Annotated in this window: 8 protein-coding genes; 3 read left to right on the top strand and 5 right to left on the bottom strand. The window is 33.3% G+C overall.

What is annotated here, in order from left to right; translation table 11 throughout:
* Nucleotides 1-2: 2 nt before the first annotated feature.
* The gene (locus AC2A1C_RS10715) at nt 3-308 is read left to right on the top strand and encodes an ATP-dependent Clp protease adaptor ClpS (protein WP_484025704.1); all 306 of its coding nucleotides are present in this window, start codon (nt 3-5) and stop codon (nt 306-308) included.
* 219 nt (nt 309-527) lie between these two features.
* Nucleotides 528-2,198, top strand: coding sequence for a S8 family serine peptidase (locus tag AC2A1C_RS10710; protein ID WP_484025703.1), 1,671 nt, complete (start codon nt 528-530; stop codon nt 2,196-2,198).
* A gap of 50 nt (nt 2,199-2,248) precedes the next feature.
* On the opposite strand, the gene AC2A1C_RS10705 is transcribed toward AC2A1C_RS10710, so the two are convergent.
* Together AC2A1C_RS10705 and AC2A1C_RS10700 are read right to left on the bottom strand one after the other, a co-directional pair.
* Nucleotides 2,249-4,453: a M20/M25/M40 family metallo-hydrolase gene (locus tag AC2A1C_RS10705; protein ID WP_484025702.1), complete on the bottom strand. Its 2,205-nt coding sequence runs from the start codon at nt 4,451-4,453 to the stop codon at nt 2,249-2,251.
* A gap of 118 nt (nt 4,454-4,571) precedes the next feature.
* Nucleotides 4,572-6,026: an LptF/LptG family permease gene (locus AC2A1C_RS10700; protein WP_484025701.1), complete on the bottom strand. Its 1,455-nt coding sequence runs from the start codon at nt 6,024-6,026 to the stop codon at nt 4,572-4,574.
* 163 nt (nt 6,027-6,189) lie between these two features.
* Between AC2A1C_RS10700 and AC2A1C_RS10695 the strand changes: the two genes are divergently transcribed.
* Complete coding sequence (locus tag AC2A1C_RS10695; protein ID WP_484025700.1) at nt 6,190-8,751, top strand: M4 family metallopeptidase; 2,562 nt, start codon at nt 6,190-6,192, stop codon at nt 8,749-8,751.
* Nucleotides 8,752-8,826: 75 nt separating this feature from the next.
* Here AC2A1C_RS10695 and lolA1 read toward each other — a convergent pair whose 3' ends face one another.
* The 3 genes from lolA1 to AC2A1C_RS10680 form a co-directional block, all read right to left on the bottom strand.
* Nucleotides 8,827-9,474 carry an outer membrane lipoprotein periplasmic chaperone LolA1 gene (gene lolA1, locus AC2A1C_RS10690; protein ID WP_484025699.1) on the bottom strand — a complete coding sequence of 216 codons (648 nt, stop codon included), beginning with the start codon at nt 9,472-9,474 and terminating at the stop codon, nt 8,827-8,829.
* 90 nt (nt 9,475-9,564) lie between these two features.
* Nucleotides 9,565-10,713, bottom strand: a complete 1,149-nt coding sequence (locus AC2A1C_RS10685) for a lactonase family protein (protein ID WP_484025698.1) — start codon at nt 10,711-10,713, stop codon at nt 9,565-9,567.
* Nucleotides 10,714-10,766: 53 nt separating this feature from the next.
* Nucleotides 10,767-13,277, bottom strand: coding sequence for an FtsK/SpoIIIE family DNA translocase (locus tag AC2A1C_RS10680; RefSeq protein WP_484025697.1), 2,511 nt, complete (start codon nt 13,275-13,277; stop codon nt 10,767-10,769).
* Nucleotides 13,278-13,483: the final 206 nt, after the last annotated feature.

The raw sequence follows: 13,483 nt of genomic DNA, 5'->3' as shown, positions 1-13,483 counted from the left end.
AAATGTCGGAATTTTTTAATACAAAATTTTACGAAAATCCCAAAAGAGAATATGAAGAAGATGTTCTTGTTTTGGATGATACAGATGAAGTATATAAACTTGTACTTCATAATGATGATATACATACATTCGATTACGTGATAGATTCTCTTATTGAAATTTGCGGACATACTTTGGAACAGGCAGAGCAATGTACCATTCTTGTTCATTACAAAGGAAAATGCACGGTAAAAACCGGAAGTATGGATGTTCTAAAGCCCATGCATGAAAAATTGATATCAAGAGAGCTGACCAGTGAAATAGTATAAGCATTAAAAATTACTTTCTTTTCCGAATATAGTTTTCTTTTAGGAATATTTTTGTTTTTTTTCTGATCTTCAATCCAATCTTGGAAGACAATCTATTAAGGTTTTTAAAAAATAAATTTTCGTTTTTTTCAGTGAAAAGTTACATATAAATTAGGATAAAAAACTCTTGAAAAAGAGTTTTTTATTTTCATATTTTTGATTAAAGTTAAAAACATCAATATGAAAAGAATCTTAATCACTTTAAGTTTGGCTATTTCAGGCCTTATCTATTCACAAACTGCAAAATTTGTAGAAGGTGAAATTTTAATTAAAATTAAAGATAATCAAGTAAGTAAATTATTACTTAATCAGAATGATAAAACATTAGGTCTGAACTCATTAGATTTACTCAATCAAAAATATGGTCTGAAAAATATAGAATCAATTGGAAATTATAAAAATACAGGTACATTTTTGTTGAAATTGAATCCGGATAGTAACATTGAAAATATTTGTAGAATTTATTCTGCCAATCCTACAATAGAATTTGCCGAACCAAATTACATTGCGACAGGAGCTGGAGTAGAAGGGAAACCAGAAATGAGTACATTGCCTAATGATACTTATTTTTACAGACAATGGAGTATGTATAATGATGGAACATTCAATGTTTCTGGTATGATCACCACTAATGATGCAGATGTGGATATGGAATTAGCTTGGGACAAAGAAACTGGCAATCCGAATATGATTATTGCAGTTTCAGATTCCGGACTAAATATGACTCATGAAGATATCAGCTCCAGAATATGGAATAAAAGCACCGAAATTATTGATGGGATTGACAACGATGGAAATGGTTTAATAGATGATTACAGAGGTTGGGATTGGGTAAATAATGATAATAATCCTACAGATGATCTTGGACATGGTACAAACTGTACCGGAATTTTGGGAGCAATTAGTAATAATGGAAAAGGATATGCTGGTGCAAACTGGAACAGCAAAATAATGCCTCTTAAAGTTTTAAATAGCAGCAATTCCGGAACCTATGCAAATATGGCAAATAGTCTATATTATGCTGCCGATAATGGTGCAAAAATAGTTTCGATGTCTATTGGAGGATCTTCACCATCTACAGTTATTGCAAATGCTATTCAGTATTTGAAAAATAAAAATGTACTTTTTGTGGTCTGCATGATGAATTTCAATAATAACACACCTTATTATCCTGCTGCTTATTCCCTAAATTATGACAATGTAATTGCTGTTGGTTCTACAGATGCAAATGATAAAAGGACAAGTCCATTTTTCTGGGATCCGAATTCCGGAAGCAATTATGGTTCACATATTAATGTAGTTGCACCAGGAAATTATATTTATGGATTAGGAATCAATTCCAATACTTCATACAATAGTTATTGGGGTGGAACTTCTCAAGCAACCCCATTAGTCGCAGGAATTGCATCTTTAATTTTATCAATAAATTCCAATCTCACTCCTGTACAAGTGAGAAATATACTCCAAAATACAGCAGAAGATATGAAAGGATTACCAACAGAAGATGTTTCAGGTTTTGATGTATATCATGGATGGGGAAGAGTGAATGCGTATGCAGCCGTTTTACTTACTCAGCAAATGTTTTCTGTAAATGATATTCAGAAAAATTCCGTTTCTTTAAAAATAATAAATCCCGTAAGAAATAACCAAGTTGAAATTGTAAGCAATGCTGTTATGAATGATGCTGAGATTACATTGATTACATTTGATGGAAAACAAATTTTGAATAAAAAAATAGCAATAAAAGATGGAATTACTATAGTTGATATCCCAGATTTACCAATAGGAAATTATATTATGAACTTATTATCAGATAAATACAGAAAGGTTTTTAAGATCTCTATTCAATAAAAAATGCTCCGAAAATCACGTGGAGCATTTTATTTTTTTAGGTGCCATTTCTAAAACTTCACCTCCATTGTCATTTCTTTTCCGTTTCGGAGAATAGTAACAGGGTGAGTTTCTCCAGAATTTACTTTAGAAAGACAATCCATATAGCTGTAAATTTCTTTTACTTCACATTTTCCAATTTTGGTAAGAATATCTCCTGCTTCTATACCGGCTTGTGCAGCAGGTCGGTTTTCAGAAACACCATCTATATGGAGACCATCTTTTGTATCTGCATAACTGGGCATGATTCCCAATGTTACTTTATATTTTGGAACTGCTTTGCTTTGCTGGATTTTTGTTTTTGTAAACGGAACTGAATCTTCATCAGCTAAAGCATTTGCAAGATTGAATACATAATTGATAATCAAATTCTCACCTTTATAGTTGATTTTATCTTCATCATCACTTGGTTTATGATAATCGGTATGAGTTCCTGTAAACATAAATAGCACCGGAATATCTTTCAAATAAAAAGAAGTGTGATCTGAAGGTCCAACTCCGGAACTATCAATAGCGATATTCACACCTGCTGGTTTGTGTTTTTTAATGAGTTCAGGGAAAATGGGTGAAGTTCCGACTCCACCTACAGTAAGATCTTTATCTTTATTCATTCTTCCTACCATATCCATATTGATCATTGCCATTACATTTGGATATTTTTCTTTTACATTTTCTGCAAATTTTTTAGAGCCCATCAAACCGTCTTCTTCTCCGGAAAATAATGCAAAAACATAATTGGCTTTTTCTTTTGTTTTATTTTTAGAAAACATTCTGGCTAATTCCATTACGGCGGCAGTTCCTGAAGCATTATCATCGGCACCGTTGTGAATTTGTCCTTCGGAATTCATCAAAGCGGAAGAATGGTGTTCGTTAAGACCTAAATGATCGTAATGCGCACCAATAATTATAGTTTTTTTGGCTTTATTATCTAAATATCCGATTACGTTTTTTCCTTTCACAGGAGCAGAAGAATTTTCATCATGCGGATTTAGTTTCACTGAATAATCAAAAGGCTGAACTTCAACTTTTACTCCTGCATTTTTCAAATTTTTTGAAATGAAATCGGCGGCTTTGGTTTCACCGTCACTTCCTGTAAGTCTTCCTTTCAATTCATCCGATGCTAAATAAGAAATAGTTTTTTTAAGGCTGGTTTCGTTTACATTTTCTGCTTCGTCCGAGTCTACCCAATCTGCTATAAAAACATTTGTTTCGTGGGGTTTTTCTGCATTTCTGTTGCTGGAAAATACCAATTTTTTACCATCTGGCGAAAACATCGGAAAAGCATTGAATTCGCTTTCGTAAGTAATTTGTTTTAAATTTTTTCCATCTATATCAATAGAGTAAATGTGAAAATCATATCCTCTGGTGGAATGATGATTGGAAGAAAAAAGAATTTTTTTATCTGATGGATGAAAGTATGGAGACCAGTTTGCTTTTCCAAGATTTGTAATTTGCTTCATCTCAGTTCCATCAATATTCATGGTATAGATTTCCATTTGGGTGGGAGCTACCAGATTTTCAGCAAAAAGATTTTTGTATTCTTTAATTTCTTCGGTCGTTTTTGGTCTTGAAGAACGGAAAACCAATTTTTTGGAATCATGGGAGAAAAACGCACCACCATCATATCCTAATCCGGAAGTCAATTGTTTCAGATTTTTTCCATCAATATCCATTCTCCAAAGCTCAAGATCTCCGCTTCTTGTGGATGTAAAAACGATATATTTTCCATCTGGAGAAACTACGGCTTCTGCGTCATAACCGGGACTATCAGTAAGTTGTTTTACAATTTTTCCGTTGAGATCGGCTACATATATATCAAAATCAGGATATATTGGCCAAAGATATTTTCCATCTTTTCTTGGAGCGGGTTTTGGTGGGCAATCAGGATTTCCTTTATGTGTGGAAGCATACAAAATATGTTTTCCATCCGGCAAGAAGAAGGAACAAGTGGTTCTTCCTTTTCCTGTGGAAAGCAATTTCAGATCGGAAGTTGAAAATTTTTCTTTGCCAAGTTCCAAAAGATAAATTTGGTCGCAATGTGCACCAATTGATGGATTGGTAACTTGCAGAGTAAGTTTTTTTCCATCCGGTGAAAAATACGCTTCTGCATTATCTCCTCCAAAAGTAAGTTTGGTGATATTTTTAAGATTTTTTTCCTGAGCAGTTGTCAGAATAGTTCCTAACAAGCTGAATATTAAAAATTTATTAAAACCCATTATTCTGAAATTTTTATTTTAAAGATAATCCAATAGATTTTTTGATAAATCCATTTATAGAAAACAGAAAGTTCTTAAAAACAGAATTTTCAATTTTGTTGAAAATGAACACATTTTTCTATTGATATCTGGAATGCTCCTTATTTTTATTTTTTGATAATTTTGAAATAATTGGCTTTAGTAATGCTCTATATTTTTCAATATCAAAAAGTTGCGAATCAGCAAGAGCTTTGGAAGTAAGCCAAATTCCGAACGGCAAAAGTACCATATTTGGAAACCAGGCAGCAAGATAAGGATTCATTTTTCCTGCCCATGCAATATTTTCTACGGATAATGTCATTACATAAAAAACGATAAAAATGACAATAGCAATGATAACAGGAACGCCCATTCCTCCTTTTCGGATGATAGATCCCAAACTTGCTCCGATTAGAAAAAATATGATACAACTAATGGAAGATGCAATAATCCTTTGCTGATAAATAATAATTCTGCTGTAATAGCTATTGATTCCTCTTATTTCATCGCCTTTGTTTTCCAAAGATTGTTTCAGATTTTCTATTTTATTGTATGCAGAGTTCAGAATTTCCAGCTTTTTGTTTTCCTTAAGAGTATCCATTTTCACTGTTTCCTTTGGTTGTATTTTTATCTTGCTATTTGCAAGGATACTCACAAAACTACTTGTTTGGTTCACCATATCATTATTAATAAACTCAAACGATTCACTATTTGATTTGCGGGATTTTACAATAGTGTTATTTAGCTGTCCATAGGTTTGAAAAGTATAATCGTCTGTGATTTTTTCCTGTTCAATTGCTTTATCAATAATTTCTGAAATATTAAAATGAAGCGTAAGAGTATCAAATTTTATTGCCTGATCTGGTTGCTTTTGTCTATCAGAATAGTTTTGACTGTAATTGTCCTCAAAAACATATCCGTTGTAAAGAGTCAGCTTTAAAAAATTTCTATTGGATGCCGGAACGAATTTACCTTTTTTGGATAAAATAGATTGTTGATTTTCAAAAGAATTGGACATTTTATGTATAAAAACACCTTCAAGATTTTCCCCGTTTTCTCCGGTAATCTTATCAAATTTTACACTGTATCCGGGAATTTGCGAAATAAACTGTCCGGGTGTGAAATTGAGCGCAGGTTTGGTTGCGGTAATATTATACAACATATTCTTTGCTTTTCGCTGAAAATCAGGAATAATATTATTGGAAAAAAAGAAAAGCATGACTCCAAACATTATAGAAATAGTGAAAAGCGGGGTCATAATTCTAGTAAGGGAAATTCCTGCAGCTTTCATTGCAGCAAGTTCATATCGTTCTCCGAATTCTCCGAAAGTCATAATGGATGAAAGAAGAATTGTTAATGGTAAAACCAAGGTTACTACACTTACACCAAGATAGGAGAGTAGTTTTAGAATTTCCCAGTAGCTAAGTCCTTTTCCTGTAAACTGGGCAAGACGAATCCATATAATATTCACAATGAATATAAAAAACAGGACGCTAAAAATAAAAAGGAACGGCCCGAAAAATGTTTTTATAATATACCGGTCAAGGATTTTCATACACGCAAAAATAAGGAAAATGCCATAAAGTTTAAGTGCTTTTTCATAATCAGCTTTTATTGTTTTGATTTTTAAAATATTCTAATAAATTTTACTTTTTTGGTGGATTATTGACATTATAAAACTAAATTTTATATATATTTGCCAAAAATTCAAAATTTATATGAAAAAACTCTTATCTACTGTTCTTGTGTCGGCATATCTTTGCGGTTTTGCACAAGAATCAAAAGAATTATCCAAACTGAAAAAAGAAACTAATGCGGAGGTTACAATAAGTAAAAGTACTTCAAATCCAAATTTTATCCGATTCGGTAATTTGGACGCCCTTCAACTGAAATCAGCAACTGCAAAAGCTAAAGCAGATGAATTTTTAATTAGCAATTTTAGAGCTTTCAATCTTAATTCTGCTGACGAATTGGTTTTTGCCAATGAACAAACGGATAGTTATGGTTTTAAAAATGTAGTTTACAAACAATATTATAAGGGAGTTCCTGTTTATGACGGAATTTTGAAATTTCATTTTAATGCAAAAGGGCAGCTTACTTCCATAAATGGAAATACGGTTTCAGGTATAAAAGTAAATCCAGATCCATTAATTTCAAAAAATGGAGCAGAAGATATTGCTAAAAAAATAATTGAAAAGCAAAATTTAAATAAATCAAATGCAACTTTAGAAATAGGTAAAAATAATCTATTCATTTTCCCTAAAGGTTTAGCTCAGGGAGATTTTGTGACTCCTTATTTAGCCTACGAAATAGAGGTAACCAATAAAAAAGATGTAAGAGAATTTCTTTATATCAATGCTCATACAGGAGAATTGGTAGAGCAATTCACAGGAATTCATCCTATTGACAGAAAATTGTACGAAACCAATACCAATTCAACTAATTTGAAGTGGAAAGAAGGGGATGCATTTCCGGGTTCCTTAAATCAATGGCAGCAAAATGAGGTTGTAGCATCTGAACATATGTACAATTTCTTCAAAAATGCATTTGGATATATTTCTTATGACAATGCAGATCACACCATGATTACGGTAAATAATGATCCCACAATTAGTTGTCCTAATGCAAGATGGAACGGAACATATGCCGGTTATTGTGACGGAACGGCTGCAGATGATGTAATAGCTCACGAATGGGGACATGCATTTACAGAATATACAAGTGGATTGATCTATCAGTATCAGTCTGGAGCTTTGAATGAATCTTATTCTGATGTTTGGGGAGAGACAATTGACTTATTAAATAATTATCAGGATACAGGAGAAAATCTGAGTATTAGAACAACAACAAGCTGTTCATCATCATTGATGAGATGGAAAATGGGTGAAGATGCCACTTCTTTTGGTGGTGCTATTCGTGATATGTGGAATCCTAATTGTTTTGGGGATCCGGCAAAAGCTTTGGATGCTTTATATTATTACTGCGGAACAGCAGATAGTGGAGGTGTACATTCCAATTCAGGAGTTCCTAATCATTTGTATGCTTTATTGGTAGACGGAGGAACTTATAATGGATATACTATTTCTGGAATTGGATTTGTAAAAGCTGCACATCTATGGTGGAGAGCACAATCGGTTTATTTAACAAATACCAGTGATTTTGCAAATTTCGCAGATGCTTTGGAAGCTGCTTGTACGGATTTGGTTGGAGTAAATTTAAAAGGTTTATCCACTACGTCTACACCTGCCGGATTAAGCGGACAATCCTTTACTTCTGGTGATTTACAAAATATTAAGAATGCTATTTTAGCTGTGCAGCTGAGACAATCTGTGGCTTCTCAATGCGGTTATACTCCTATTCTTGCTCCAACTCCTGCTTTGTGTACAGGTGCGACAACAGGTGCTTTATTTACAGAAACTTGGGAAAATGGTTTAGGTAGCTGGACAATTACCAATGCTCCATCTAATCCTTCAACTTGGGAAAACAGAAACTGGGCTATTAAAAATAATTTACCAAAAAACAGAACAGGAAATGCAATTTTTGCGGTAGATCCTATAAATGGAGATTGTAATACAGACTTGCAGAATGGTCTTTTACGTTTAGAAAGTCCACAAATTACTTTCCCTACTTTTTCAGCAGGTAAATATGAAATGGCATTCAATCATTACATTGCTACGGAATCAACTTGGGATGGAGGAAATATAAAATATAGCTTGAATGGAGGAGCATGGACTTTAGTTCCTTCTACTGCATTTAGTCAAAATGCATACAACAATACTTTGGATAATACTTCAAACAATGACAATCCATTAAAAGGACAAAATGCTTTTACAGGAACTGACGGTGGTTCGCTTAGTGGAAGTTGGGGACAAAGCGTAATTGATTTATCAAAATTAGGAGTAACTTCCGGTTCAAAAATTAAATTCAGATTTGAGTTGGGAACTGATGGATGTAATGGTGTTGAAGGTTGGTATATTGATGAAATTTATGTTTACAACTGTAATAATCTTAGTTTTGCCGTTGAAGACATTAGTAAAGAAAATGGAATACAGGTTTTCCCAAATCCGACTTCCGGTATTGTTACTATTCAAAATAATAAAAATTTGAATCTGAAAAATGCAGAAATTTATAGTGCAACTGGTCAGTTACTTCAGACTTTTGAATTGAATAAAACTGCTAAAAATACGTCTTTAGATATAACCAGATTTGTAAAAGGAACTTATATTCTAAAAGTAAACTCTGCCACAGACAGCAGTACTGTAAAAATTATTAAAAAGTAATTATAAATTGCATAAAAAGAATCGCCGTGAAAAATTCACGGCGATTCTTTTATTTTAACCTAAAAAATAGTCAGGTTATAATTCAGTAACAATATAATTTTTGTAATTATTTTTATCGAAAGTAAATGTATCAGAACTCAAATTCTGGTTTTCCTTGTATTCTTTAATAGCAATTACGGCAACACTGCTATCAGCAGAATATTGTTCAATTTTTACGATTTGATTTTTCGGTTGATTCACGAAAATGTAAACAGACTTCATTCCGTTATTTTTTACAGGAGTAAGTTTTATCATATCAGCATTCACACCATTTACAGATTTTTTTCCTGCGTATGTTGTGTTGTACTCTTTTTTATACGAATCAAGATAATTGGTAGGAGAGAACATTTTTTCAGAACCATCGGCTTTTGCAATCGTTACTTCCTGATCTTCATCACTGATATTGTACACTTTATTTCCATCAAAAATTTGCTCAATTCCCATTATTTTTAATTTGTATTGGGAAGGAGTAGAGTAGAAAATTCCTGTTTCCGTTTTTGTTACCTTTCCATTATCTCCGGTTCCGTAGGAGAATTTGAAATAAGAATTTTTCTTTGATTTATAGTTTTTAGCAACAGCATCCAAAATCTGTTTGGATTTTGCATCAGCTTTTTGAGCATGCACAAAAGCTACATTTCCTACTACTAAAATTCCGGCTGCCAGTTTATACAATATGTTTTTCATTTTAAGTTTATTATAGAGGTTTTAATTTTATTATGATTGAATTACATCTTGATCCGCTCAAAGATCTCAAAAATTGTTCCAAGAATTGTTCTAATATTTTTTAATTTTTACGTTGGTTACGTTTTTAATTTTAATTTTCTTTCCTACTTTTTTCAGTAAACCGGTTTGGATATTCCGGCGAAATACAACCGCATTTCCACTGATAACATTGGTCACGATTAAGAAATTCCCCGTTTCGTCTATTGCAAAAGTTCTTGGATGTTTGCCTAAAGTAGATTGATAATCAATAAATTTCAGCATTCCGTTTTCCAGAATTGAAAAAATGGCAATATTGTTTTGATCACCACGATTCGAAGCATATAAAAACTTTCCATCCGGTGAAATATGAATGTCCGAACTTTCAATATTTCGCGTATAATCATCAGGATGCGTATTTAATCTTTGAATACTTTCTAAATTTAAATTTTCATATTTATAAGCATCTATGGTTCCGGATAATTCGTCGATGCAATATGCAAATTTTCCATTAGGATGAAAGGTGAAATGTCTCGGTCCGCTTCCTGATTCAGATTTTATAAAAGATATTTTTGCTGCTTGAAGAGGTTCTTTTTGATTATCATTAAATACATAAGTTCGTATTTTATCCGCTCCTAAATCAGTTAAAAATAAAGCGTCATAATTCGGCGAAAATACCGCTGAATGAATGTGCGAACGATCTTGTCTTTCTTTATTGATGCTTCCTTCAGAAAATTGAAAATTTTGTACCATCGGACTTATTTTTCCGCCTTCCGAAATTGGATAGACTGAAACGCTGCCTTCAGTGTAATTGGCATTTATCAGCCATTTTCCGTTTTTATGAACAGTTACATAAACCGGATTTTCACCACCACTTTTTTGACTGTTGATGAATGATAATGTTTCATTTTTGGGATTGAATTCAAAACTACTTACACTTCCCGAATTTGGAGTTTTACTTTCTGTACAAGCGAAAAGATATTTACCATTTGGTGATAAAGTGAGAAATGATGGGTTTAAAATTTCTTTCGCAGAAGTTACTTTTGTCAATTTTCCGGTATTCGGATTGAGTTGATAAACATAAATTCCTTCGGTAGTTTTATCCCAATTAAATGATCCAAAAAAAACGTAAGTATTTTGTGAAAATAAATTAATACATGCAGAGAACAAGAGGATGAAACCTAATGTTTTTTTGATGAATAGAGTGGGCTTATTTGTCTTCAATACTGAATTAAGGCTAAAAAACGCTCAGATATTTCGTTTAAAATTTTCGGAAATTATTTCCTTAAATCCTCCAAAAAATTTTCCAAAGAGTTCAGATCCGTTATCAGAACATCTCTTGCTTTTGCACCGTTAAATCCACCTACAATTCCCGAAGCTTCCAACTGATCCATAATTCTTCCGGCTCTGTTATATCCTAATTTAAGCTGGCGCTGTAGCATGGAAGTAGAACCTTGCTGTGTAGAAACTACAATTCTTGCAGCATCTTCAAATAAAGCATCTTTTTCGTTCGGATCAAAAGTTCCGGCAGAACTTGAGGATTCTTCGGAAGTATATTCAGGAAGTAAAAATGCAGAAGGATATCCTTTTTGTTCTCCAATATAATCAGCAATTCTTTCCACTTCCGGAGTATCCACAAAAGCACATTGCAACCTCAAAATTTCATTTCCGTTGAAGTATAGCATATCTCCTTTTCCAATCAATTGATCTGCACCTGGAGAATCCAAGATCGTTCTGGAATCCACACTGGAAATTACACGAAAAGCCGCTCTTGCAGGGAAATTTGCTTTGATCATACCCGTGATTACATTTACGGAAGGTCTTTGCGTTGCAACAATTAAGTGAATTCCAACTGCTCTTGCTAATTGTGCTAATCTTGCAATCGGATGTTCCACTTCTTTTCCTGCGGTCATAATGAGATCTGCAAATTCATCGACAACCAAAACAATATAAGGAAGATAGCGATGTCCGTTTTCGGGATTTAGTTTTCGTTCCTGAAATTTTTTATTGTATTCTTTTATAGTTCGGCAAAATGCACTTTTCAAAAGCTCATAACGGGTGTCCATTTCCACACAAAGAGAATTCAAGGTATTGATTACTTTGTTGGTATCGGTAATAATAGCGTCATCAGCATCAGGAAGTTTTGCGAGATAATGTCTTTCAATTTTTGAATAAAGGGTAAGTTCCACTTTTTTCGGATCTACCATTACAAATTTCAGTTCGCTTGGATGTTTTTTGTAAAGCAGAGAAGTAAGAATAGCATTGATTCCCACCGATTTTCCCTGACCTGTTGCTCCCGCCATTAAAAGGTGAGGCATTTTTGCCAAATCTGCCATGAAAATTTCGTTGGAAATGGTTTTTCCGAAAACAACAGGCAGATCCATATCAGAATTCTGGAATTTATGCGAGGCAAGAACACTACGCATAGAAACCATGGAAGGATTTTTTCTCGGAACTTCAATTCCGATGGTTCCTTTTCCCGGCATTGGTGCAATAATACGGATTCCTAATGCGGAAAGATTCAGTGCAATATCATCCTGAAGTTTTTTAATCGCTGCAACACGAATTCCTGCTTCCGGAACAATTTCGTATAGCGTTACCGTTGGACCAATCGTAGCTTTAATTTCAGAAATTCCCACATTGAAATTTTTCAGAAGCCCTACAATTTTATTTTTGTTCTCTTCTAATTCATCTTTATTTACAGAAATTTCTTCGTTGCCATAATCTTTTAATAGATCAATAGATGGCATTTTAAAATTTGCCAAATCCAGTTTATGATCATAAAGTCCATGTTTTTGTACAAGCTCCTGAGATTTTGTTTCTGTATCATCAAGAATGTCTTTCACTTCGGCTACTTCTACTTTAAAGTCAAAATTTTCATTTTTTGCTGGTGCAGATGAAGTGGTTTTAGTATCGAGATTCAGGCTTAAAGATTTTGGTTCAGAACCCAATTCTTCGTCTTCAAAAGAAGTTTTATTGGGAGTTTTGATCGTTTCCAAGCTGTTAGTAACAACAACTTCCGGAAAATCTTTCGGAACTTCGGTTTCCTGAACTCTGCTTTTAAAGGGAGATTCCGTTACTTTTACTTTTTCGGGTTCAGCTTCTTTTGTTTCTGTCGTACCGAATGTAGTCGAAGTATCTTCCAGTTCTTCATCTGCTTCAAAATTTTCTTCAGAATTCGGAAGCATGGATCTTACTTTCCCGATTGTATTTTCATTGATTTCATTCAGTTTACTTTTAATAGCACTTGGACGAAGATTGAATTCCAGAACAAAATACAAAACAATACTTGCTAAAATAACCAACCAAAGCCCGACAGTTCCAATCACAGAATTTAAAAAATCCATAATCTGATAGCCGTAAACTCCACTTAAAGCACCCTGTCCTTTTGTAATTGCTCCCATAAAAATAGGAAGCCAACAAATGAAAAATAGAGAATGCCCGAGATTTTTCCATGGTTTGAACCACATTTTTTTTAGAATCAATGTTCCAAAAACAAAAAATAAAAAAGCAACTATAAAAGCAGCAACACCAATACTTTCAAATATAAAAATGTTTCCGAGCCAATCACCGATTTTTCCAAAAACATTGGAGGATTTCACCGTTTTATCCAGCATAGTTCCGGCTTGGCTTTGGTCTGCCCTCCAATTCATTAGATAGGAGATAAAAGAAACTGTCATCACAAATGAAACAATGATGAAAAGTACTCCGAAAAATATGCGCGGTTTAGATAAGATTTTTCCTGTTTTCGGTGCTTCCGTCTGAGGATTTTTTGCGTTTTTGTCCATAATACTAAAGGGCAAATTTAGTAAAAAAATACGCAAAATCTGAAGGTAATTTTTGCGAATATTTTCATAATTACAAAAGATTTTTCCAAAGCCTAAATTCCTGATTTTTATCAATGTAATTTGTGATGATTCTTCCTTTAAAATAAAATATCTTCCGTATTTTTGCACACACTGATTTTGAGGTAACTCAGATAAATAGCGATCGA

The organism is Chryseobacterium sp. HNCC26DJ241 (assembly GCF_057180505.1).
This window is presented reverse-complemented; position numbering and strand designations above follow the sequence as displayed.